This is a genomic window from Serratia sp. CY29653, from assembly GCF_052169255.1.
GTDB lineage: Bacteria > Pseudomonadota > Gammaproteobacteria > Enterobacterales > Enterobacteriaceae > Serratia > Serratia sarumanii.
The window spans coordinates 261,934-283,489 of the sequence record NZ_JBJNLC010000002.1 but is presented as its reverse complement, the minus strand read 5'-3'; the positions used below and the strand labels follow the sequence as shown (position 1 = coordinate 283,489).

General features: G+C 60.3%; 22 protein-coding genes. 16 read left to right on the top strand and 6 right to left on the bottom strand.

Translation table 11 applies throughout. The features are described 5' to 3' along the window. Positions 1 to 8: 8 nt before the first annotated feature. Positions 9 to 707, bottom strand: a complete 699-nt coding sequence (locus tag ACJ8HN_RS14880) for a CoA transferase subunit A (protein ID WP_060430971.1) — start codon at positions 705 to 707, stop codon at positions 9 to 11. 168 nt (positions 708 to 875) lie between these two features. On the opposite strand from ACJ8HN_RS14880, the gene ACJ8HN_RS14875 reads away from it, so the two are divergent. Further along, on the top strand, positions 876 to 1,793 hold the full coding sequence (locus tag ACJ8HN_RS14875) for a LysR family transcriptional regulator (RefSeq protein ID WP_442523645.1): 918 nt from the start codon (positions 876 to 878) through the stop codon (positions 1,791 to 1,793). Here ACJ8HN_RS14875 and ACJ8HN_RS14870 read toward each other — a convergent pair. Continuing rightward, positions 1,783 to 2,082, bottom strand: a complete 300-nt coding sequence (locus ACJ8HN_RS14870) for a helix-turn-helix domain-containing protein (protein WP_019453270.1) — start codon at positions 2,080 to 2,082, stop codon at positions 1,783 to 1,785. The two genes, ACJ8HN_RS14875 and ACJ8HN_RS14870, sit on opposite strands and share 11 nt — an antisense overlap. 3 nt (positions 2,083 to 2,085) lie before the next feature. Further along, positions 2,086 to 2,436, bottom strand: coding sequence for a type II toxin-antitoxin system RelE/ParE family toxin (locus tag ACJ8HN_RS14865; protein ID WP_033652823.1), 351 nt, complete (start codon positions 2,434 to 2,436; stop codon positions 2,086 to 2,088). A 271-nt stretch (positions 2,437 to 2,707) separates the two neighbouring features. Here ACJ8HN_RS14865 and ACJ8HN_RS14860 point away from each other — a divergent pair, with 271 nt between their 5' ends. Together ACJ8HN_RS14860 and ACJ8HN_RS14855 are read left to right on the top strand one after the other, a co-directional pair. Then, complete coding sequence (locus tag ACJ8HN_RS14860; protein ID WP_442523644.1) at positions 2,708 to 3,712, top strand: hypothetical protein; 1,005 nt, start codon at positions 2,708 to 2,710, stop codon at positions 3,710 to 3,712. Next, positions 3,709 to 4,107: a hypothetical protein gene (locus tag ACJ8HN_RS14855; protein ID WP_373275063.1), complete on the top strand. Its 399-nt coding sequence runs from the start codon at positions 3,709 to 3,711 to the stop codon at positions 4,105 to 4,107. The genes ACJ8HN_RS14860 and ACJ8HN_RS14855 overlap by 4 nt, the downstream gene beginning before the upstream one ends. 424 nt (positions 4,108 to 4,531) lie before the next feature. Here the strand turns inward: ACJ8HN_RS14855 and ACJ8HN_RS14850 are convergent, their stop codons facing one another. Next, positions 4,532 to 4,831, bottom strand: coding sequence for a hypothetical protein (locus tag ACJ8HN_RS14850; protein WP_077791580.1), 300 nt, complete (start codon positions 4,829 to 4,831; stop codon positions 4,532 to 4,534). Between the two features lie 245 nt (positions 4,832 to 5,076). Here ACJ8HN_RS14850 and ACJ8HN_RS14845 point away from each other — a divergent pair, with 245 nt between their 5' ends. From ACJ8HN_RS14845 to ACJ8HN_RS14805, 9 genes are all read left to right on the top strand, one after another. Beyond that, positions 5,077 to 6,465 carry a glutamine synthetase family protein gene (locus ACJ8HN_RS14845; protein ID WP_442523643.1) on the top strand — a complete coding sequence of 463 codons (1,389 nt, stop codon included), beginning with the start codon at positions 5,077 to 5,079 and terminating at the stop codon, positions 6,463 to 6,465. Between the two features lie 29 nt (positions 6,466 to 6,494). Further along, positions 6,495 to 6,905 carry a GNAT family N-acetyltransferase gene (locus tag ACJ8HN_RS14840; RefSeq protein ID WP_033636925.1) on the top strand — a complete coding sequence of 137 codons (411 nt, stop codon included), beginning with the start codon at positions 6,495 to 6,497 and terminating at the stop codon, positions 6,903 to 6,905. Between the two features lie 13 nt (positions 6,906 to 6,918). Continuing rightward, complete coding sequence (locus tag ACJ8HN_RS14835) at positions 6,919 to 7,608, top strand: trehalose-6-phosphate synthase (RefSeq protein WP_047729117.1); 690 nt, start codon at positions 6,919 to 6,921, stop codon at positions 7,606 to 7,608. Positions 7,609 to 8,285: 677 nt separating this feature from the next. Further along, the gene (locus ACJ8HN_RS14830; protein ID WP_442523642.1) at positions 8,286 to 9,812 is read left to right on the top strand and encodes an ABC transporter permease subunit; all 1,527 of its coding nucleotides are present in this window, start codon (positions 8,286 to 8,288) and stop codon (positions 9,810 to 9,812) included. 15 nt (positions 9,813 to 9,827) lie between these two features. Continuing rightward, the gene (locus tag ACJ8HN_RS14825) at positions 9,828 to 10,619 is read left to right on the top strand and encodes an ABC transporter ATP-binding protein (RefSeq protein WP_442523641.1); all 792 of its coding nucleotides are present in this window, start codon (positions 9,828 to 9,830) and stop codon (positions 10,617 to 10,619) included. Positions 10,620 to 10,651: 32 nt separating this feature from the next. Further along, positions 10,652 to 11,734, top strand: a complete 1,083-nt coding sequence (locus ACJ8HN_RS14820; protein ID WP_442523640.1) for a porin — start codon at positions 10,652 to 10,654, stop codon at positions 11,732 to 11,734. Positions 11,735 to 12,319: 585 nt separating this feature from the next. Continuing rightward, entirely contained in the window at positions 12,320 to 13,099 is a 780-nt protein-coding gene (locus tag ACJ8HN_RS14815) for an ABC transporter ATP-binding protein (protein WP_060440844.1), read from the top strand. A 112-nt stretch (positions 13,100 to 13,211) separates the two neighbouring features. Further along, positions 13,212 to 13,904, top strand: coding sequence for an MgtC/SapB family protein (locus tag ACJ8HN_RS14810; protein ID WP_442523639.1), 693 nt, complete (start codon positions 13,212 to 13,214; stop codon positions 13,902 to 13,904). Between the two features lie 27 nt (positions 13,905 to 13,931). After that, on the top strand, positions 13,932 to 14,816 hold the full coding sequence (locus ACJ8HN_RS14805; protein ID WP_336843714.1) for a LysR family transcriptional regulator: 885 nt from the start codon (positions 13,932 to 13,934) through the stop codon (positions 14,814 to 14,816). 185 nt (positions 14,817 to 15,001) lie between these two features. On the opposite strand, the gene ACJ8HN_RS14800 is transcribed toward ACJ8HN_RS14805, so the two are convergent. Then, positions 15,002 to 15,793 carry a nucleotidyltransferase domain-containing protein gene (locus ACJ8HN_RS14800; protein ID WP_442523638.1) on the bottom strand — a complete coding sequence of 264 codons (792 nt, stop codon included), beginning with the start codon at positions 15,791 to 15,793 and terminating at the stop codon, positions 15,002 to 15,004. A 312-nt stretch (positions 15,794 to 16,105) separates the two neighbouring features. On the opposite strand from ACJ8HN_RS14800, the gene ACJ8HN_RS14795 reads away from it, so the two are divergent. The 4 genes from ACJ8HN_RS14795 to ACJ8HN_RS14780 all read left to right on the top strand — a co-directional run bounded on the left by ACJ8HN_RS14795 (position 16,106) and on the right by ACJ8HN_RS14780 (position 20,171). Next, the gene (locus ACJ8HN_RS14795; RefSeq protein ID WP_060443706.1) at positions 16,106 to 18,286 is read left to right on the top strand and encodes a carbon starvation CstA family protein; all 2,181 of its coding nucleotides are present in this window, start codon (positions 16,106 to 16,108) and stop codon (positions 18,284 to 18,286) included. 218 nt (positions 18,287 to 18,504) lie between these two features. After that, a complete protein-coding gene (locus tag ACJ8HN_RS14790; protein ID WP_442523637.1) occupies positions 18,505 to 18,708 on the top strand; it encodes a YbdD/YjiX family protein in 204 nt (67 codons plus the stop codon). 21 nt (positions 18,709 to 18,729) lie between these two features. Next, positions 18,730 to 19,692, top strand: coding sequence for a GTPase (gene yjiA, locus ACJ8HN_RS14785; RefSeq protein ID WP_442523636.1), 963 nt, complete (start codon positions 18,730 to 18,732; stop codon positions 19,690 to 19,692). A 56-nt stretch (positions 19,693 to 19,748) separates the two neighbouring features. Then, the gene (locus ACJ8HN_RS14780) at positions 19,749 to 20,171 is read left to right on the top strand and encodes a hypothetical protein (protein WP_442523635.1); all 423 of its coding nucleotides are present in this window, start codon (positions 19,749 to 19,751) and stop codon (positions 20,169 to 20,171) included. 157 nt (positions 20,172 to 20,328) lie between these two features. On the opposite strand, the gene ACJ8HN_RS14775 is transcribed toward ACJ8HN_RS14780, so the two are convergent. Then, positions 20,329 to 21,555 carry a RhtX/FptX family siderophore transporter gene (locus ACJ8HN_RS14775; RefSeq protein ID WP_033652805.1) on the bottom strand — a complete coding sequence of 409 codons (1,227 nt, stop codon included), beginning with the start codon at positions 21,553 to 21,555 and terminating at the stop codon, positions 20,329 to 20,331. Between the last annotated feature and the right edge of the window lies 1 nt (position 21,556).

Here is a 21,556-nt window from a genome sequence, read left to right as displayed (position 1 = left end):
AATTCTCCTTATGCCCGCAGGGTGCGTTGTTCGATACGCTTCTCGAAGGTGCCCTGGATCAGCCGATCGACGTAGATGCCGGGGGTGTGGATCGCCGCCGGATCCAGCTCGCCCGGCGCGACGATCTCTTCCACTTCCACCACCGTGATGCGCCCGGCGGTCGCCATCAGCGGATTGAAGTTCTGTGCGGTGTGGCGGTAGATGACGTTGCCGAAGTGATCGGCCTTCCAGCCTTTAACGATGGCGAAATCGCCGGAGATGGCGGTTTCCATGATGTAAGGGCGGCCGTTGAACTCGCGCACCTCTTTGCCTTCGGCGATCGGCGTGCCGTAGCCGGTGGCGGTGAAGAACGCCGGGATACCGGCGCCGCCGGCGCGGATCTTCTCCGCCAGCGTGCCCTGCGGCGTGAGATCGACCTCCAGCTCGCCGCTGAGCGCCTGCTGCTCGAACAGCGCGTTTTCGCCGACGTAAGATCCCACCACCTTGCGGATCTGATGGGTTTCCAGCAGCCGCCCGAGGCCGAACCCGTCGACGCCGCAGTTGTTGGAGACCACCGTCAACCCGCGCACGCCGCGCCGGCGGATCTCTTCGATCAGATTTTCCGGGATGCCGCACAGGCCAAAGCCGCCCGCCAGCACCGTCATGTTGTCCGTCAGGCCTGCCAGCGCTTCCTGGTAGCTGCCGACGCGTTTGTCGAGCCCTGCCATATCGTTGCCCCTGCATGTTGCGGCGCAGGGCGAAATGCCCTGGCTTGCGTGAGGGCATCTTCAGGTCACAAAAATGATTTGTTAATTTTGTTTTTATGCCTCATTCATTTAGAATTTTTATTAATCACACGTTAACCGACAATTAACAAAGAGTTAACGCCAACCAAAATGAAAATGAACATCAAACAGTTACGCGCGTTTTTAGCGGTAGCTCACACTCTGAACTTCGCCCAGGCCAGCGAACGGCTGAATATTTCTCAGCCGGCGCTCAGCCTGGCGATCCGTGGGCTGGAAGACGCGCTGGGCGGGCCGCTGCTGCTGCGCACCACCCGCCGGGTGACGCTGACGCCGGAGGGGGAAACCTTCTTCCCGATGGCGCGCCAGCTGCTGGCGGACTGGGACAACGCGGAAGAGGCGATGCGCCAGCGCTTCACCCTGCAGATGGGCAAGGTGGCGATCGCCGCCATGCCGTCGTTCGCCGGCAACCCGCTGCCGCCGATCCTCAAGGCATTTCGCGATCGTTACGCCGGCATCAACGTGGCGGTGCACGACGTCATCAACGAGCAGGTGTTTGAAATGATCCGCGAAGGGCGGGTGGAGATGGGCATCGCCTTCGAGCCGGAGCCGAGCGACACCCTGCACTTCACCCCGCTGTGCCGCGATCGCTTTCTGGCGGTGGTGCCGAAGGATTCGGCGCTGGCGCGCAAGGCGCAGGTAAGCTGGAAGGAGCTGCTGACGCTGGATTTCATCACCCTGCAGCGGCCATCGGCGGTGCGGCTGCTGCTGGAGCAGGAACTGGCCCGCAGCGGGCGAACGCTGGAGGTGGCGTTTGAAAGCCACCAGCTGGTGACGGTCGGGCGCATGGTGGCCAACGGCCTCGGCGCCAGCGCGGTGCCGGCGCTGTGCGAGCAACAGATGGATGAGCTGGGGGCGATCTGCGTGCCGCTGATCGGCCCGATCATCGAACGGCGCGTGGGCCTGATCCGCCTGGCGCAGCACCAACTCTCTTCCGCCGCGCAGGCGCTGGCGACGGTGATCGAACGGGAAATGGCGGAGAGTGGCGCGCAGCCCGCGCTTAGACCGTAAACCCGACGTGCTTGCCGCCCGGCAGCTCAACGTCCAGGCGCAGCGTGCCGCCCATCGCTTCCACGTAGCGTTTCAGGGTCGAAATCTTCAGCTCGTTGCCGCGCCCTTCGATGGCCGCGACCGAAGGCTGGGAAATGCCCAGCGTTTTCGCCAGTTCCTGTTGGGAAATATTCAGCGCTTCCCGCAGCTGGTGCAGGTGCGCTTCAAACAGCATCTCTTCGGCCATTTCCTCGATGCGCCGGCGGCTCTCCGGGGTGCGGGAGGCCAGCAGTTGCTTTAAGGTGCTCATGGGTTACTCCTTGAAATAACACATCAAATATTGGGTGAACTGCGCATCCGCAATGGGCAGCATCACTTTATAAAACCGCTTCTCATTACCCGTTTTGTCGCCCGCACACAGCACAATCGCCTGCCGCGCCGGATCAAAGGCGAAAAAAGCGCGAATCGGCCGCCCTTTGTGCTGAATACGCAGCTCTTTCATGTTGGGATGCAACGAGCCTTTCAGCACGTCGACAAAAGGCCGCCGAAGAGAAGGCCCTGCACGCTCGAGCATCACCAGCGCGGCCAACACCTTTTCCTGCGTCGATTCATCCTGCTCACAGAGCCACCGATCAAACTCTTCCGCTGTCATTACCGTCCACATGGCATCTCCTGATTATAGAGTACAATCTATGGCAAGACGATAGACCGGAATATATAATTTTCTCCAGACCGCCGTTGGCGTTTTGCCTGGCAGCTCGCAAAAGAAACCGATAAGACACCATTCAGCAATTCAATCGAAAAGAGGAAAGGAGTGGCAGATTTAGCGAAATACCGCTGTTTTCAGATGATTCTCCGATCGAGAGCGTGAGCCAGAACCTGTTACCACCCTGTAGAAAATGTTAAGTTTCCTAAAAATAAGGAGGCTTTTCGACATGGAACAGAAGTCCAGCAGCATCGCACCGGGCTATTGCATCGCCCAACAAACCGGCCCGCTCGCCTTCCACGCCAACTACCTGTTCGGTGGCAAGCCATCGGAAGCGGCACGCTTTTTTATGCAGCTCAATGCCGATACGCCGCTGGTTCAACCGGGGCAAATGCTGATCGTCGCCGATCCGCGCAATCATAATCAATCTACGCAGATCGCCGCCCTGATGCAGGCCAAGAGCCGCACCAGCAAAGCGGTGAAAGCCGGTGACAGCGATTTCTCCACCTTCTTGCACCGCAATTACGCCGCTATCGCCGCCTTCACCAGCTATGGGGAAACGGTCGTCGGGCTGGCTTCGGATGCCGGAGAACGCTACTTCAGCCAGATCAAAAATATCCTGGTCGAGATTGAAAAAACCTACCAAAATCAGTTCCGCACGAGTGGCGCTTTGATTGGCACGCAGTTTCAGGTGGAACGGGCGCGGCTGTTCGGTACATTAAAACCATTACTGAATCGCCTTACTCGTGCTCAACTCAATATGAAAGAGTATGCGCAAATCAAACACGCGCTGGGGCTCTCCAGTAAATCGCTGGTGCATGAATGGAGCACTGCCGGCGTCGGTGCCATCAAGGGCTATTCGAACTACGTCGACAGCGCCAGCCGTGCGGCCAAGTTTATGAAAGCCGGCGGCTGGATCGGCATCGGATTGAGTGGGCTGAACACCACCAACGACGTCTACAACGCCTGCACCACCGGCCGTGAACAGGAGTGCGCCAAGATCGCGGTGAAGGGATACAGTCATTTTGCGTCAAGTACTGCGGCGGGGATTTGGGTGGGAAATGCAGGTGCAGGTCTTGCGATTGCAGCCTGTTCAATTGTGTTAGGTGCAGCAACAGCAGGAACAGGTGTGATCGTTTGTGGTATCGCTGGAGCCGCTATAGGAGGCGCCGCAGGATCCACACTGGGTGGCATGGGTTCCGATTATTTGACGACGTTAGTGGTAGGTGAATGATGAAATTTATCGTCATATCGTGTTTGATATTGCTGGTTTTAAGCGCCTTCATCCAGTTCATTGGTTACCGTCGCTATAAAAAAGAGTTTGATGCTTTCTATCAACGTTACGCCGGCAGCGGACATTTTATTCCGCCCTACGTCGCCTTTGCCGATAGCCTCGGCATGCTTGGAACCTCATTGAAAGCACAGTGGTTTCTTTGGATCCTGAAGAGGAAAAAAATCAAGATTAGGGGTCAGGTTTGGCTCGATGCGAAAACCTATGATTTCGTGCAAAAAACCGCCTCTCCTGAGCTACAGAAATGGCTGGCGATGGATTTTATACTTTTACTCGTAGAGGCCATTATTACCACCGTGGGCTGTATTTTTATTTATCTCATCAAAATCAACGTATAAAAATGATCAATTATATTGAGTCTTACATAAAAGAGATAAAACTCTTAGTGGTCTTACTATTCTTTCTATGCCTTCTTCTCGCTATTATCCAATTTATTTACTATCGACTTCATAAAAAAGAGTTTGATCTCTTTTATCAACACTATGTGGTGAGTAAACACCCTGTTCCACTTTTTGTCGTGATAGCGGACAACCTTAACTTCATCGGTGTTTCACTGAAAGCCCAGTGGTTTCGCTGGATTTTGAACAACCGGAAATTAAAACTGACTCGCAACGTTTGGCTAAGCCCCATAACCTACGACTTCGTTCGAACGGCTTCATCACCAAGGCTACAAAGTTGGATCCGTAATGATTTCAGACTATTAATGCTACAAGGAGCACTCTTAATCATCATGTGTCTCCTGAGCTATCTCCTGAAGTCGGTCTAATCCCCCTCCACCGCCTGCACCGCCGCCTTCTGCGTGGCGCGCTGATATAAGCACAGCTCCCTGCCCGGCTTATTTTTCATAAACGGCTGCGGGTAGCGCCCGCCGATAAACAGCGCCGAATAGCCGACGTCGTCGCCGTAGTGAACGATCGCCCCTTCCACCCTGGCGTTTTTTAGCCCGCTGGCTTTCAGGCAGGCGGCGCGCATCGCCCTTTCGCTCTCGGCCCACGCCTGTGGGGAAGACGCGGTGGCGTTGAACGCGGCCAGCGCGGCGATAAGCAGCCCTATTCTCTTCATCGTTATCTCTCCTTCAACGGCCCGTCTCGCCAGTATAGACCGTGCCGGCGCAGCCAACCCGCCAACGCCGCCGCGCTCTTTACGGCATTTTTATTCCGCGCCCCATTAACGTTACGGCGTTTTTACAGACAGTTTTTGCCGCCGCAGATACCCTTTTCACATCGCCGCTATGGCCTCACAAGAGAGTTGTCCCATGCGTTTATCCCTGCCTCTGGCCGTGACCGGTCGTCGTTCTGGAGCGCGCCATGCATTCTAATATCATCGGCTTCAATCCGCTGCTGGCGGAGCTGCCCGCTTCGCCAACGCGCGCCTTCCACAAAGAGCTGGAACACTACCTGCAGCGCTATCCGCAGACCGAGCAGCTGGATATTTATCTGCACGATCTGAACGGCCAGCTGCGCGGCAAGCGGCTGCCGATCGCCGAAGCCTTTGGGCTGGAGAAAGGCTGCTACTTCCCGCTGTCGATCTACGCCCTGGATCTGCACGGCCGGGTGATTGAAGAAAGCGGGATGGGGCAGCGGGCGGGCGAACCGGACCGCTTGTGCCTGCCGGTGCCCGGCACGCTGCGCCCCTGCGCGCGCGATCCCGAACGCCACGCCCAGCTGCTGCTGACGATGCAAAATGCCGACGGCGGCGCCTGCGAGCTGGAGTCGCGCGTGGTGCTGCAACGGGTGCTGAAGCGCCTGCACGAGCGCAACTGCTTCCCGGTGGTAGCGGCCGAACTGGAGTTCTACCTGCAGGATCCGCAGCACCCCGCCGCGGCGGAAACCTGCCCAACGCAGAGCTTTGCGGTGGATGCGCCCGAGCGCCACCATGCGCTGCTGAGCGACATCGAACGGCACGCGCGGCTGCAAAACCTGCCGTTGACCGGCGTGGTGGCCGAAGCCGCCTCCGGCCAGTACGAGCTGAATCTGCATCACAGCCGGCGCGTGCTGGAAGCCTGCGACCAGATCATGGCGCTGAAACGCCTGACGCGGCAGATTGCCGAGCAACATCACCAGCACGCCTGCTTTATGGCCAAGCCCTGCGCCCACGCCGCCGGCAGCGGGCTGCACTTTCACATCAGCCTGCAGAACGAGCACGGCGAGAACCTGCTGACCGGCGCGCCGGGCGAACTGAGCGACAACATGCAACAGGCGATGGCGGGCATGCTGGCGCTGATGCCGGCGTCGATGGCGATCCTGGCGCCCAACATCAACGCGTTTCGCCGTTTCCGCCCCGGCATGCACGTGCCGCTGCGCGCCTCCTGGGGCCACAACAACCGCACGGTGGCGCTGCGCCTGCCCTGCGCCGACAGCGCCAACAGCGCCAACAGCGCCAACCAGCGCATCGAATACCGTCTGGCCGGCGCCGACGCCAACCCTTATCTGGCGCTGGCGGTGATGCTCGGCGGCCTGCTGCACGGGCTGGAACACCCGCTGCCGCTGCCGCCCGCCGCCAACGGCTGCGAGAGCGACAACGCCGCGCCCTTGCCGCTCGGCCAGCAGGAGGCGCTGGCGCTGTTCCGCCACAGCGATCCGCTGCGTGAGCTGCTCGGCCCGGCGTTCTGCACCCTGTGGCACACCTGCAAAAGCGCCGAACTGCGCCGCTTCGAGGAACAGGTCACCGCCGCCGAACTCGGCTGGATGCTGTAACCCCCCGGTTCATTAACCTAAGGATAATCATGAATATGCAACCGCAACGGGCGCCCGTGCAGCCGCTGCTCTGCTGGCGCAAAGGCGTTTTTCATATCAGCACCGATCGGCAGTTGTTGGATATCGAGGCGATCCAACGTTTTCTCAGCCTGCCGGATCGGGCAGCGGCGGAGCGTCTGGTGCACCACGGCCTGTGCTTTGGCCTGTACCGCAAGCGCCACCTGCTCGGTTTCGCCCGCATGGTGACCGATTACGCCACCTTCGCGTCGGTGAGCGAACTGTTCGTCAGCGCCGAATACCGCGGCGTCGGGCTGGGAAGCTGGCTGACGCGCTGCTGCCTGGCGCATCCGGCCTTGCGCGGCCTGCGCGTCACGCTGCCCGCCCTGCAAGCACCCTGGCGCGCCGATGGTTCGGCACACGCCCTGCGCGCCCTTCACTGATGAGGAGCCCCCCATGTCTCGTTTGGTGCTGATTTCCAACAAGCAGTGCGACGGTAAGGATCTGGCCTGCGCCGGCCAGACGTTGGCGGCCGACGCCGAACCGGGGCTGTGGCTCGGCTGGAACGGCGACGTGCAAAATTTCGCGCAGCGCCCGATCAGCTGCCGGCAGCGCGCCGGTTACGATCAGGTGACCTTTCCGCTGTCGATCGAGGAGTTTCGCCGCCACTATCAGGGCTATTACCACGATGGCCTGTGGCCGGTGTTCCACAACCAGCCGGAGAAGGCGCACTTCACGCCGGAAAACTACCGCGCCTATCGGCAGCTGAACCGCCGGTTTGCCGATATCGCCTGCGAGCACCTGTGCCCCGGCGATACCGTCTGCATCGACGACTACCAGCTGCTGCCCTGCGCCCAGGCGCTGAAGGAGCAAGGGCTGCTTAACGCCTGCGCGTTTTTCTTCCACCTGCCGTTCCCGTCGGCGGCGCTGCTGCGGCGCATCCCGGAACATCGCCAGCTGATCGCGTCGCTGCTGTTCTACGATCTGATTGGCTTTACCACCACCGACGATCGCAATGCCTTTCTCAGCTGCCTGGCCGCCGAGTTCCCGCTGGAGATGCTGCCCGACGACCAGATCCAGGCCAACGGGCATATTTTCGCCACCGGCATTTTCCCCGCCGGCATCAACGGCAGGCAGGTTTATTGATTTACGGCGGCGCGCACCCTTCAGGCGCGCCGTTTTATTTCGCTGCGATTTATTTTTATCGCCTTATTGCCATCACCATGCGTTATTTTATTTTCCGGATATAGCGATTAAAAAATGAATATTTATCCTGTTACACATCAACCGTAAAAACCGCACGGCGCCAATTGCTTTTTATTGGCGAAAAACATTACCCTCTCCCTGCCATATTTAAACCGAGGAGGGCCCCATGGGCGATGAAAGTTTTAGTTTTACGCTAATGCTATTGGGCGTCTTTCAGTAATGCCATCCGCGTTGCATTCTGAAAGACACGGAATGCGGCAACCGTTCCCCTTCTGACGGCCTTTCCCACTCTGCCGGCCCACCCATCGCCCCGCTGCGAAAACAACGTCTGTCTCACCGCAACAGCGGTATTTATCTGGTGTCGCCGGGCATATTCCCCGAGCGCCGACGGATTTCTTATGGGAAAAATAAGGTATTGCGTTATGCAAAATAACCGGGGTACATCTGTTTTCAGAAAGTCTTATTTAAATGACTTTATCGTTATCGCCATCGGTGTTTTTTTCATTGCCTTTTTTATTCGTGCCTGGGGTGACATGCACGGTGACTTCAATGAACAAAACGTCTCTGCCATTAGTCTTGATGCCTGGAACCTGCTTTATTATTCGCTCAGAACCAGCATGCGCTTTCTCCTCGGCATGGCCTGGTCGCTGCTGTTTTCTGTAGTATTCGCCGTGCTGGCCGCACGCTATGCGCCGCTGCGCCGGGTGATCCTGCCCTTCGTCAACTTTATGGAGTCGGTGCCGCTGGTAGGGTTCCTGACCTTCACGACCGTGTATTTTCTCAACCTCTACCCGCACAGCGTGATGGGGCTGGAGTGCACCGCCATCTTCGCGGTGTTTACCGGCCAGGCCTGGAACATGATGCTGACGCTGTATCAGACGCTGCGCATCGTGCCCAAGGAGCTGGATGAAGCCGCCCGCAGCTTCAATTACAACCCATGGCAACGCTTCTGGCGGCTGGAGTTCATCTATTCGGTGCCGGGCCTGCTGTGGAACGCCATGGTGTCGCAATCCGCCGCCTGGTTCGCCCTGGTGGCCTCCGAGGCCATTCCGGTTGGCGATCGCTCGGTCGAACTGCCCGGCGTCGGCTCCTATATCGCCGAAGCGCTGGCGCAGCAGAACGTGCCGGCGATCCTGTATGCGATCGTCGCGCTGGCCGCCAACATCGTGCTGCTCGATCAGCTGGTTTTCCGCCCGCTGGTGCGCTATACCGCGCGCTTCAAATACGAAGACGTCACCGCCAGCCGGCCGCTCGGCAATCCGTGGTTCTACAACAGCCTAGCCTTCTCGCACGTCGGCGCGGCGCTCGGCCGCACGCTGCGCGCGCTGGCTGACCTGTGGCTGTTCAAGCTGCCGCGGCTGTGGTACGCCCTCGGCCTGCACCGCCTGTTCAGGCTCACCGCCAAGAGGAACTGGCTGTGGCGCAGCCTGTGGTATCTCGGCGTGGTGCTGGCCTGCATCTGGTTCGGTTACCGGCTGTGGGAATACTTCCCCAAACAGTACTTCGCCATGCTGCCGGAATGGATGCTGCTCACCACCGCGCGCGTGGCCGCGGCCATGCTGCTCAGCGTGGCGATCTTCACGCCGCTGGGGGTGTGGATCGGCATGAATCCGCGGCTGGTGAAGATCTTCCAGCCGATCATCCAGATCCTGGCGGCCATTCCGCCCAACATTTTCTACCCGCTGATCGCCGCCTTCATCGCCATTTATCATCAGGATCTCGGCTGGTGGGCCATCCCGATGATCATGCTGGGCACCCAGTGGTACGTGTTGTTTAACGTGATCGCCGGCGTATCCGCCATTCCAACGCAGATCACCGAGGTCAGCGAAACCTTCGGGCTGCGCCGCTTCCGCTGGTGGCGCTACTACATGCTGCCGGCGATCTTCCCCTACATCGTGACGGGCATCATCTCCGCCGCCGGTGGCGCCTGGAACAGCGCCATCGCCGCCGAGGTGATCCAGTGGGGCAGCACCACCCTCAGCGCCACCGGGCTGGGCGCGTTCATTTCCGTGGTCACCGACGCCGGCAAGAACCCGGAGTCCGCGCTGGGCTGCGCCGCCATGTGCGCGCTGGTGGCGCTGTGCATCATCTTCGTCTGGCAACCGCTGTATCGCATCGCGGAAACCAAATTCAAATATGACTGATCAAGGGGGAACAACATGCTGACTCAAGACGTGATTATCAGCGCCCGCCGGCTGAACAAGACGTTTATCGGCGAAAACAAGCGCCCCAAACCCGTGCTGCGCGACGTGACGCTGACCGTGCACGCCGGCGAGTTCGTCACCATTCTGGGGCAATCCGGCTCGGGCAAGTCCACGCTGCTGCGCATGCTGGCCGGGCTGATCCCAGCGGACAGCGGCACGCTCACGCTGGCGGGCAAACCGGTCGACGGCCCGAGCACCAACGTCGGCATGGTGTTTCAGTCCTACGCGCTCTATCCCTGGCTAACGGTGTACGACAACATCGCCTTCGGGCTGCTGGCGCAACGGCTGCCGCCGCAGACGATCGCCGAGCGGCTGGGAGCGCTGCTGCGCCTGGTGGGCCTGACCGGCTATGAGCACGCCTGGCCGCGCGAGCTCTCGGGCGGCATGCGTCAACGGGTGGGCTTCGCCCGGGCGCTGGCGGTAGAGCCCGACCTCTTGCTGCTGGACGAACCCTTCTCCGCCCTCGATATCTTTACCGCGCAAAAACTGCGGGGCGACCTGCTGGCGCTGTGGAGAGACAACCGGCTGCGCACGCGCGCCATGGTGATGGTGACGCACGACGTCGAAGAAGCGGTGCTGATGTCCGATCGGGTGCTGATCCTGGACGCAACCAGCAAACGGATCGACGACGAATTCAGCGTCAACCTCCCGCGTGCGGCGCGCAACCGGGAAAGCCTGCGGCACCTCACCGATCGGATCCGCAGCTGTCTGTACAAAAAAATCGCGCAAGCGCAATCGGCCGGTTAACGGCCCTGTTTTCATCCACTTGGGGAACTGAAATGAACCATAAAAGCGTGCTGATGACGCTGCTCATCCTGCTGCCGGCCGCCGCCAGCGGCGCGGAAATCGTCAATAAAGACGGCAATAAACTGGATCTGTACGGCCAGCTGAACGGCGTGCATTACTTCAGCAGCGACGCCGACAATAACGGCGACCGCTCCTATACCCGCTTCGGTTTCAAAGGCGAAACGCAGATCGGCGACGCGCTGACGGGGTATGGGCAGTGGGAATATCAGGCAGGGCTCGATCAGCCGGAAAGCGCCGGGCCAGGCGACAGCTATACCCGCCTGGGCTTTGCCGGATTGACGTTCGGCCCCTGGGGCAGCCTGGATTACGGCCGCAACTACGGCCTGCTGTATGACGTGGCCGGTTGGACGGACGTGCTGCCTGAATTCGGCAACGACAGCTACGAAGCGGCCGACAACTTTATGACCGGCCGCGCCAACGACCTGCTGACCTACCACAACCGCAGCCTGGGCGGTCTGGTCGACGGCCTGGATCTCGGCCTGCAATATCAGGGGAAGAATCGGGGGGACGACGCTCAACGGGCGAAGGATATCCAGACGCAAAACGGCGATGGCTACGCCTTTTCCGCCACCTACGACACCGGCGTGGGGCTCAACGTTGGCGCCGCCTACGCCAACTCTGCGCGCACGCTGGCGCAACAGCGCTTCGGCCTGGCTGACGGCGATCGCGCCCGGGCCTGGACGCTGGGGCTGAAATACGACCAGGACAACCTCTACCTGGCGGCAAGCTACGCGCGCACCGAGAACATGACCTACGTCGACGGCGATCGCTACGCCGGCTTCGCCCCTCGCGCGGACGCTATTGAGGCGGTCGCGCAGTATCACTTCGATTCCGGCGTCACGCCCTCGCTGGCCTACCTGCAAACGCGCGGTCGCAACCTGCCCGGCATTGGCGACGCCGATCTGGTCAAATACCTGGATCTGGCACTGAATTACAGCTTCAACGCCAACATGTCGACCTACGTAGAGTACAAACTCAACCTGCTGCAACGGCAGAACGCCGTCGGCGCCGGCGCCGACGACATCGTCGAAACCGGCATCATGTATCAGTTCTGATCCCCATCCCGGCCGGAGGGCGCTCTCCGGCCGGTTCATGATTTAACTTTCGTCCGCCCCCTTATTCTCTCGTTTAACTCAGGTTTATATTTCCATAAAATGATGCCTATATTCATTCTGGCACTTTCCGTTTACGCCCCGTTTAATGAACAAAGAAAATCTTTCCCGCATTCATATTAAATTACATTTTGCCGCCATAATTCGGCGTAACCACATTGAATAATAGACTATGGCACGCGTATTATGGCCACACGAAAAATAACGGGAGAATGATATGGACGGCGACAGTTGGTTGTTTATTTTATTGTTGGAATCGCTGAGGTCACAGGAGCAATAGTCATCCCATTGCATCCTGAAAGTGTCAGGATATGAGTCAGTTATAACATCCCTTCGCTTTACCCTTCAGCCTCTGCCCTCCACGCATGCCGCACCGGCACGCCCGATGGGCTAACCCCTCCAGCATAAACGTGTTAACAGTCCGATAACGGTCAGGCTTATTTGCACCCGCATTTATTTTACGCCTGCCCGGCGATAAATATCGGCCATTTTTCTATGCTCATATTTTTAATTGGGTGGAGACGGATCATGATGGTAAAAAAAACCACGCTGCTGACGGTCAATAACGTCAGCAAAAGCGTTCAGCCTACCGGTAAAGAAAAACGTCTGGTGCTGAATGAAATCAATTTGCGCATTTACGACAACGAGGTCGTCAGCATTTTGGGGCAGTCCGGCTCGGGCAAATCCACCCTGCTGCGCATGCTTTCCGGCCTGATCGCGCCGGATCTGGGCACCGTGATGCTGGGGGATAAAAAAGTCTCGGGGCCGAATCCACAGATCAACATGGTGTTCCAGACCTTCGCCATTTTCCCGTGGCTGAACGTTTACCAAAATATCGCCTTCGGGCTGCAGGCGCAGGATCTGCCGCCTCAGGTGGTCGAAGCCCAGACGCTGAAAATGCTCGATCTGGTCGGGCTCACGCCCTACCGCGACGCTTACCCGCGCGAGCTTTCCGGCGGCATGCGCCAGCGGGTCGGCTTCGCGCGCGCGCTGGCGGTAGAACCGATGCTGCTGTTGCTGGACGAGCCGTTTTCCGCGCTGGACGTCTATACCGGCGAACACCTGCGCAGCGACCTGCTGCGTATCTGGAGCACGCGCCAGATCAAAACCCGCTCCATCGTGCTGGTGACCCACAGCGTAGAGGAGGCGGTGATGATGTCTGACCGCATCCTCCTGCTGGGCGCCGGTACCCTCGACGGCTGCTATCACATCACGCAGCGCCGCGAGGCGCGCACCCGCGAGGGGATGCAGCCGCTGACGGACAAAATCAGCGAGACGCTCAGCCGGCAGATCGCCGCCGCGCACTGAGCGCCGCCCTGGACTGGCGGGGCGGAACCCCGCCAACTTAACTACCTGTTTATCAAGAGTTACCCCACCACGGGTGGCTCATGATAAGCGGATAATACATCGAGTTATTATCATGCATTTCATTCATACACTGCTGACGCTGCTGACCGCGTCCATCCTAGGCGCGGCCATCGGCTACGAAAGACAGTTCCGCCAGCGAACCGCCGGGCTGCGCACCAACACGCTGGTGGCCACCAGCGCGGCGATCTTCGTCCATCTGGCCATGACCATCGACGGCAGCGGCGGCGCGGTGCGCGTCATTTCCTACGTGGTCTCCGGCGTCGGCTTTCTCGGCGCCGGGGCCATCATGAAGGAAGGGATGAACATCCGCGGCCTGAACACCGCCGCCACGCTCTGGGGCTCCGCGGCGGTCGGCGCCTGCGCCGGCTGCGGCCTGTACGGCGATGCGCTGGCCGCCACGCTGTTCGTGCTCGCCGCCAACACCCTGTTGCGCCCGCTGGTCAATATGGTCAACAAGCAGCCCTTCAATGACCTTAACGGCGAGTCTACCTACCAGATTTGCGTCATTGCCTTCGAGCATGAGCAGCGTGAGGCGCTGGCCAAATTCAAACAGGTGCTGCAAGGGGAAAACTGCTTTATCTCGCATCTGGATATCGAACCCTTCGGCGACGACGACGTGGAGATGACCGCCACCTTGATGCCGGCTTCCGTCACCACGCCGGTGCTCGACCAGACCATCAATAAATTGCTGAACGACAGCATGATGAAACAGGCCTATTACAGCCGCATCGCCGGCTCCGGCTGATACCTTTCACTTCCAGGGAGATCAACCATGAAAACCATGCCAAAGCTGGCGCATCTGACGATGTTCAAAGACATTGTCCACTGTGGAAGTTTGCACGAGGCCGCGAAAAAGCTGGCCATCTCGCAGCCGACGCTCAGCCGGGTGCTGAAAGAGTTGGAAATGACCGTCGGCGCGCGGCTGCTGGAGCGCAGCAACCGCGGCGTGCGCCTGACGGCGGTCGGCGAGCTGTTTTACCGGCGGATAGACGCCGCCACCAACCAGTTGCTCAACGCGTTTGACGAGCTGCGCGGCATGAGCGCCGACGGCGAGAAGCGCCTGCGGGTAGGGATGAGCGTCGATCCGCTGCTGTGCTACCTGCCGCAGGTGCTCGAAGGCTTCAACCGCCGCTACCCACATACCCGGGTGACGGTGGTGGAGGACGGCCCGGAAGGCCTGCTGGCCCGTCTGAGAAACTGCGAGCTGGATTTGGCGGTCAGCAGCCTGAACGGCGCAGCGGGCGGCGCCGATCTGGCGATGCAGGCGCTGAAGAGCGAGCGCTTCTCGCTCTATCAGGGGGGCGACCTTAGCGCGGCCGGGCAGCCGCCGGCCGAGGCCAAATGGGTGGTGCCGCGCTCCTGCTCGGTGGGGCATGCCGCCATCCGCGAGATCGCCGAACGCTACACGCCGCACGGCCAGATCGTCGAGACCGACTCCTTTCTGGCGACCTGGTGCCTGGTCAGGCAGCAGGGCTATATCGCGCTGCTGAGCGATCGGGTGGTCGCGCACTACGCCCCGCAGCTGCACCTGCAGAAAATCCCGACGCAGGAGATAGACATCAGCGCGCGCTTTTACGTCTTTACCCGCCATGAGCCGGCGACGCCGCCGCTCAGCGCCGCGTTTATCCACCTGCTGCAGGCCATGCAGACGGCCTGAGGAGACAGGCTGCCGGAAACGTTCGGCACCCGGTAAGCGAACTGAAAAACAGGGGGTTAAAGCCGGCCGGTTATTCCGGGGTCTGCATTCGCAACAGCGGCAGCCTGGCGGTGATTGCCAATGCAACAGCACAGAAAGGTATTATTACGCCCCCTGTGCCCCCTCATCGGCAACCCACACGACTATTACGCCATGACGGTTTTATAAAGCAATTCGTCGAGCGAGAAATCACTGCGCGCGCAGCTATCAGGTAATTCAGCCGGTTGTTCATGAGCCTTAAGCTCTTGCAGAATAAACGCGTGTATCAGCTCCCTACGGGGACCGTATTCTGCTTCTCCGGCTCTTTTTTTGACCGCCAACAAGGCATGAATTTCCGCTAACAACAATGGATCGCTCACCGTTCCAGCCAGCAGGTGATCGAAACGCATTGGCGGCACCCCTTTGCCCGCTTCTATCCAAAGGACGGCCAGCAATGGCCGCAGAACGTAGAAATATTTTTTTAGGCGCACTTCCTCGCCTTGTAAGTAGCCGCGGAAATTTTTACGCGCCATGGAAAGATAATGCCAGCGTGCTCGCGTTGCGGAAAACCACTCAGGTACGACGCCTTTCAGCGCCTCTACACTTTCAGCATCCTGCCGATAAACCACCGGTGAATCCAGCCATTCGATCAACGTCGGGTTAGCTCGCTTTAACAGGCCGAGCGACTTGCGCCATTCCCACCCACAGACGTCAAGCTCATCATCTATCGGCAGTTCGATCACATCACGCTGCGTCTCAACGCGCAAATACCATTCAGGCCGATGCACATACAAGAAACGCACGTCGTAATCACTGTCCGGCGAGGCGAATCCCCATCCACGGCTGCCGGACTCACAGGCATATAACACTCTTACGTCATATCGCGCTTCTATTTCACGCAACACCTTTTTTATTTTGACGCGCATTTCACTGCTGACGCCTTCTGTTTGTTCTTCCATGTCTCTATCCTTTTCCATACGTTGCCTAACGCAGGGTATATACGATTCTCACCCGACACAACTGCGCCACTATATTCAAAACATGATGAAACCAGCCGCCAACCGCTTACCCCGTCAATCCAACCGTTCACCCGGCGGATCTGACCGCTGACCGAAATACGCCTGTCTTCCCCCCTTACCCCCGGCGATGATGAGCTGTTCCTAAACCCGCCTTACCTCGGGAAAGACGCTACGGCTCACCGCGCCACTCTGACATCTCTTACAAGCGGATGAGTTCATTCATATTTTGCAGACTGGAATTAAGGATACCTCATGAAACGAGAGGGGATTTTAAAGCACATTCCGTGGATGCTGCTGGGGATACTCGGCGCAGCCTGCCTCGGCGTGGTGGCGCTGCGCCGCGGCGAACACATCAGCGCGCTGTGGATCGTCGTCGCTTCGGTGGCGGTGTATCTGGTGGCCTACCGCTACTACAGCCTGTACATCGCCACCAAGGTGATGAAGCTGGACGCCGGCCGCGCCACCCCGGCGGTGGTCAACAACGACGGCCTCAACTACGTGCCGACCAACAAGAACGTGCTGTTCGGCCACCACTTCGCCGCCATCGCCGGCGCCGGTCCGCTGGTGGGGCCGGTGCTGGCCGCGCAGGTCGGCTACCTGCCCGGCACGCTGTGGCTGCTGGGCGGCGTGGTGCTGGCGGGGGCGGTGCAGGACTTTATGGTGCTGTTCATCTCCTCGCGCCGCAACGGCGCCTCGCTCGGTGAGATCATCAAAAAAGAGATGGGGCCGATACCGGGCACCATCGCGCTGTTCGGCTGCTTCCTGATCATGATCATCATCCTGGCGGTGCTGGCGCTGATCGTGGTGAAAGCGCTGGCGGAAAGCCCGTGGGGGGTGTTCACCGTCTGCTCCACCGTGCCAATCGCGCTGTTTATGGGCATCTACATGCGCTACCTGCGCCCCGGCCGCGTGGGTGAAGTGTCAGTCATCGGCATCGTGCTGCTGGTGGCCGCCATCTGGTTCGGCGGCGTGGTGGCGCACGACCCGTACTGGGGCCCGGCGCTGACCTTTAAAGACACCACCATCACCTTCACGCTGATCGGCTACGCGTTCGTCTCCGCCCTGCTGCCGGTGTGGCTGATCCTGGCGCCGCGCGACTACCTGGCCACCTTCCTGAAAATCGGCGTGATCGTCGGGCTGGCGATCGGCATCGTGATCCTCAACCCTGAGCTGAAAATGCCGGCGGTCACCCAGTTCGTCGACGGCACCGGCCCGGTGTGGAAAGGCACCCTGTTCCCGTTCCTGTTCATCACCATCGCCTGCGGCGCGGTCTCCGGCTTCCATGCGCTGATCGCCTCCGGCACCACGCCGAAGCTGCTGGCCAATGAGACCGACGCGCGCTTTATCGGCTACGGCGCGATGCTGATGGAGTCCTTCGTCGCCATCATGGCGCTGGTGGCTGCTTCTATCATCGAGCCGGGCCTGTACTTCGCCATGAACACCCCGCCGGCGGCGCTGGGCATCACCATGCCGGATCTGCACCGCTTAGGCACCGAAGACGCGCCAATGATCATGGCTTCGCTGAAGGACGTCACCGTGCACGCGGCGGCGGCGGTCAGCTCCTGGGGCTTCGTCATCAGCCCGGAACAGATCCTGCAGACCGCCACCGACATCGGCGAACCTTCGGTGCTGAACCGCGCCGGCGGCGCGCCAACGCTGGCGGTGGGCATCGCCCACGTGTTCCATCAGATCATTCCGGGCGCCAACATGGGCTTCTGGTACCACTTCGGCATTCTGTTCGAGGCGCTGTTCATCCTGACCGCGCTGGACGCCGGCACCCGCTCCGGCCGCTTTATGCTGCAGGATCTGCTGGGCAACTTCGTGCCGTTCCTGAAGAAAACCGACTCGCTGGTGGCCGGCATCGTCGGCACCGCCGGCTGCGTCGGGCTGTGGGGCTACCTGCTGTATCAGGGCGTGGTGGATCCGCTCGGCGGCGTGAAGAGCCTGTGGCCGCTGTTCGGCATCTCCAACCAGATGCTGGCCGCCGTGGCGCTGGTTCTGGGCACCGTGGTGCTGATTAAGATGAAGCGCACCCAATACATCTGGGTGACCGTGCTACCGGCGGTGTGGCTGCTGATCTGCACCACCTACGCGCTGGGGCTGAAGCTGTTCAGCGACAACCCGCAGTTGGAAGGCTTCTTCTTCCTGGCCGGCGAGTACAAGCGCAAGATCGCCGAAGGCGGCGCCGAGCTGAGCGCCCAGCAGATCGCCAACATGAACCACATCGTGGTGAACAACTACACCAACGCCGGGCTGAGCATTCTGTTCCTGCTGGTGGTGTACAGCATCATCTTCTACGGGGTGAAAACCGCGCTGGCGGCGCACAAGAACCCGAAACGCACCGACCAGGAAACGCCTTACGTGCCGGTGCCGCAGGCCGCGCCCGCCGACGGCGTAACTGAGGGGGAGGTCAAAGTTTCGACCCAGCATTGATGTGATTTAACGGATACCCTGCATAATAAACGTTAAGCAGTACCCAAAGCCGCACGGCCTGCGTATCGCAAGATGCCAGGCGTGCGGCGCGATGCAATCGAGATACCCGGGGCGACCCGGAGGTGGGGCATCCCTGCGGGAACCCCATCCCCCGGCTTCCCCTAATATCAGGCTTAAGCAAGCGCTGTAGTGATGCAGGGTAAAGTTGGAGAAGGCTTATGTTCGGAAATCTCGGCCAGGCGGGGAAATATCTCGGGCAGGCGACGCGCATGTTGGTGGGCGTGCCTGACTACGATACCTACGTCCAGCACATGAAAGACAACCACCCGGACAAGCCGGTGATGACCTATAAAGAATTTTTCCGCGAGCGCCAGCAAGCGCGCTACGGCGGCGACGGCAAAGGCGGCATGCGCTGCTGTTAACCCGCAGTCACAAGGACCCGTATGAAACCCATTGCAGTCACCATCCTGACCGGCTTTTTGGGCGCCGGCAAAACCACCCTGCTGCGCCACATCCTGAACGCCGAACACGGCTATAAAATCGCGGTCATCGAGAACGAGTTCGGCGAAGTGCCGATCGACGATGCGCTGATCGGCGATCGCGCCAGCCGCATCACTACCCTGAGCAACGGCTGCATCTGCTGCAGTAAATCCAACGAACTGGCGGACGCGCTGCTGGATCTGCTGGACGGCGCCGACAGCGGCCAGCTGGCGTTCGATCGGCTGATCATCGAATGCACCGGCATGGCCGATCCCGGCCCGATTACCCAGACCTTTTTCTCGCACGAGATCCTGTGCGAGCGCTTCCTGCTGGACGGCATCATCACCCTGGTGGACGCGGCGCACGCCGAGCAGCAGCTGAGCCAGTTCAGCATCGCCCAGGCGCAGGTGGGCTACGCCGACCGCATCCTGCTGACCAAAACCGACGTGGCGCCGGACTGCGAGGTGCTGATCCAGCGGCTGCAGCGGATGAACGCCCGCGCGCCGGTCTACAAGGTGACGCACGGCAACATCGATCTGAGCGTGCTGTTCGACATCGAAGGCTTTACGCTGAACGACAAGCTCAACCTGACGCCGCACGCCCCGCTGTTCCGCCGCATCCCGCAGCCGCAGAGCGACATCCGCTCAATTGTGGTGACGCTGGAGCGCCCGCTGCCGCTGATGCAAATCTCCGACGTGATGGAAGGCCTGCTGCTGGAATACGCCGACAACCTGCTGCGCTACAAAGGCATTCTGTCTATCGAAGACGAACCGCGCCGCCTGCTGTTCCAGGGCGTGCAGCGGCTGTATAACGCCGACTGGGATCGGGAGTGGCTGCCTGATGAGGAACGCCGGAGCACTTTGGTATTTATTGGTGTGGATCTGCCGGAGGAGGAGATTCGTGGAAGGATTGGGGGGTTGGAGTAAGATAAACCATTCCCCAGACCAACGCGGCCCCTATCCGACAAACTCAAGGATGAACGATGGCAAACAACGTGATGCTAGTAGCATTAAAGGCGCTTAACCTGTGCGCGAGCACTTATATCGTCATCAAACTGAGCACGGTATTAGCCATCGGCATCATGTTCCTTATTGTCTCTTACGCCGGCGTGGGGGACGTTGGGCTGTCCAATCTCCTCGCCGGGGCATTCATTATCCTGCCGCTGTTGGTCGTCGTCGGCGGAACACTTATCGTCTGCGCCGTCGCCGCCTATCTCAACCTAAAGGCGCCCTATCGTAAAAAAGCGCTGTTCTTTAGCCTGCTGCTGGGCAGCATCTCTGCGGCTGGCCTGCTGTTGCCCTACACGCGCGAGTTCACGCTATCCACGGCAGCCGCCAGCGCCCTGGCGTTGGGCAGCGCGCTGGGGATTTTTGCTTTGTCGAAGGGACGGGTTCAAGCGTTGTAGCACCTGAAAAAGGCGGGTACGCGATTATGTCTTTCCCCAATACGGCCCCGCCGCCACCGACTCGCGCTCGATCAGGCTGGCCGGGAAGCTGGGGCGCTTGCTCAGCTCGCCGCAGTTAAACATCGATAGCTGGTTTAACCGGCCCCAACTATCTCCTCTACTCTTCTTGCCGCCGCACCGCCGCAGGGTGCCGGTTGCTGGCCAGATTGATGCCCAGCAGCAGCACGGCCAAAGCGGCCGCCAACGCGAAGGAAAAACGGTAGCCCAGGCTGGCGGTCATCCCCACCATCAGCATATTGCTGACCATTTCCCCGATATCGCGCGAGCTTTGCACCATGGTCATGTCTGTGCCCGCCTGATCGCCCTGCGCAGCGAACTGCATGCCGGCAGTCATGATAGCGACCGAGGTCACTCCGGAAGCCAGCGCGCCTCCCATCACCGCGGCGATCACGCCGCCGGATTGCAGACCCCAGTTGGCCATCGCCAGCCAGCACAGCGAGGCGCACAGCGCACAACCCAGGCCAACCGCGAACGCCTTCCACACCCCGAGCCGGCTCACCAGCCAGGCGCCGCCACCGCACCCGAGCACCAGCGTCACCATGCCGCCGGCCATGCCGATCTGGCCGACCTGCGCCGGCGTCCAACCGTGATCGGTTAAAAACAGCTTGGCCAACCCGAAGCCGGATACCGCGGTCACCGCCGACAGCAGCGTGAGCGTCAGCAACCGCGCCGCGCCGCGACGGCGCAGCGTGCGCAGCAGGCTGGCCGGACGCGAATCGGCGCGTTCGGGCGGCAGATCGGCGTGTTGTCGGAAGCGGCCAATCGCCAGCAGGCTGACGGCAGGGAAGATCGCCATCGCCAGCAGCGCACCCTGCACGCCTACCCGGGCACTCAGCATCATCATGCCCGCCCCGCCGACGAAGAAGCCGCTCATCACCCCGGCGATTTGAATGGCATTGACGCGCGACAGCAACTCACCGCTGACGTGTTCCGCCGCCATGCCATCAGTGGCGATATCCTGCGTAGCGCTGGCCAGCGACGCGACGGCCAGCAGCGCGACGCACAGCCCTGCCGCCGCCGCGGAAATGCCGACCGCGCTGAGCAGGATCAGGCACATCGTCACCACGCACTGCAGCGGAATAATCCAACTGCGGCGGCGTCCGAAGCGTGGCGACCAGTGATTATCCACCAGCGGCGCCCAAAGAAACTTCACCACCCAGGGCAACCCCACCAGCGGCAAAAACGCCAGCGCCTGCAGGCTGGCGCCGTCATGGCGCAGCAGGGTCGGCAACGCATCCATGGCGATGCCGATCGGGATGCCCTGACTAAAATAGAGCAGCCCCAGGGTCAGCACCAGATGCCGATGTTGCAATAGTTGTCGCATG

What these genes read in the sequence shown, in the direction of transcription:
- ACJ8HN_RS14880 (WP_060430971.1), bottom strand. Translation starts at nt 707, where the DNA reads ATGGCAGGGCTCGACAAACGCGTCGGCAGCTACCAGGAAGCGCTGGCA.
- ACJ8HN_RS14875 (WP_442523645.1), top strand. Translation starts at nt 876, where the DNA reads ATGAAAATGAACATCAAACAGTTACGCGCGTTTTTAGCGGTAGCTCAC.
- ACJ8HN_RS14870 (WP_019453270.1), bottom strand. Translation starts at nt 2,082, where the DNA reads ATGAGCACCTTAAAGCAACTGCTGGCCTCCCGCACCCCGGAGAGCCGC.
- ACJ8HN_RS14865 (WP_033652823.1), bottom strand. Translation starts at nt 2,436, where the DNA reads ATGTGGACGGTAATGACAGCGGAAGAGTTTGATCGGTGGCTCTGTGAG.
- ACJ8HN_RS14860 (WP_442523644.1), top strand. Translation starts at nt 2,708, where the DNA reads ATGGAACAGAAGTCCAGCAGCATCGCACCGGGCTATTGCATCGCCCAA.
- ACJ8HN_RS14855 (WP_373275063.1), top strand. Translation starts at nt 3,709, where the DNA reads ATGATGAAATTTATCGTCATATCGTGTTTGATATTGCTGGTTTTAAGC.
- ACJ8HN_RS14850 (WP_077791580.1), bottom strand. Translation starts at nt 4,831, where the DNA reads ATGAAGAGAATAGGGCTGCTTATCGCCGCGCTGGCCGCGTTCAACGCC.
- ACJ8HN_RS14845 (WP_442523643.1), top strand. Translation starts at nt 5,077, where the DNA reads ATGCATTCTAATATCATCGGCTTCAATCCGCTGCTGGCGGAGCTGCCC.
- ACJ8HN_RS14840 (WP_033636925.1), top strand. Translation starts at nt 6,495, where the DNA reads ATGAATATGCAACCGCAACGGGCGCCCGTGCAGCCGCTGCTCTGCTGG.
- ACJ8HN_RS14835 (WP_047729117.1), top strand. Translation starts at nt 6,919, where the DNA reads ATGTCTCGTTTGGTGCTGATTTCCAACAAGCAGTGCGACGGTAAGGAT.
- ACJ8HN_RS14830 (WP_442523642.1), top strand. Translation starts at nt 8,286, where the DNA reads ATGCGCTTTCTCCTCGGCATGGCCTGGTCGCTGCTGTTTTCTGTAGTA.
- ACJ8HN_RS14825 (WP_442523641.1), top strand. Translation starts at nt 9,828, where the DNA reads ATGCTGACTCAAGACGTGATTATCAGCGCCCGCCGGCTGAACAAGACG.
- ACJ8HN_RS14820 (WP_442523640.1), top strand. Translation starts at nt 10,652, where the DNA reads ATGAACCATAAAAGCGTGCTGATGACGCTGCTCATCCTGCTGCCGGCC.
- ACJ8HN_RS14815 (WP_060440844.1), top strand. Translation starts at nt 12,320, where the DNA reads ATGATGGTAAAAAAAACCACGCTGCTGACGGTCAATAACGTCAGCAAA.
- ACJ8HN_RS14810 (WP_442523639.1), top strand. Translation starts at nt 13,212, where the DNA reads ATGCATTTCATTCATACACTGCTGACGCTGCTGACCGCGTCCATCCTA.
- ACJ8HN_RS14805 (WP_336843714.1), top strand. Translation starts at nt 13,932, where the DNA reads ATGAAAACCATGCCAAAGCTGGCGCATCTGACGATGTTCAAAGACATT.
- ACJ8HN_RS14800 (WP_442523638.1), bottom strand. Translation starts at nt 15,793, where the DNA reads ATGGAAGAACAAACAGAAGGCGTCAGCAGTGAAATGCGCGTCAAAATA.
- ACJ8HN_RS14795 (WP_060443706.1), top strand. Translation starts at nt 16,106, where the DNA reads ATGAAACGAGAGGGGATTTTAAAGCACATTCCGTGGATGCTGCTGGGG.
- ACJ8HN_RS14790 (WP_442523637.1), top strand. Translation starts at nt 18,505, where the DNA reads ATGTTCGGAAATCTCGGCCAGGCGGGGAAATATCTCGGGCAGGCGACG.
- yjiA (WP_442523636.1), top strand. Translation starts at nt 18,730, where the DNA reads ATGAAACCCATTGCAGTCACCATCCTGACCGGCTTTTTGGGCGCCGGC.
- ACJ8HN_RS14780 (WP_442523635.1), top strand. Translation starts at nt 19,749, where the DNA reads ATGGCAAACAACGTGATGCTAGTAGCATTAAAGGCGCTTAACCTGTGC.
- ACJ8HN_RS14775 (WP_033652805.1), bottom strand. Translation starts at nt 21,555, where the DNA reads ATGCGACAACTATTGCAACATCGGCATCTGGTGCTGACCCTGGGGCTG.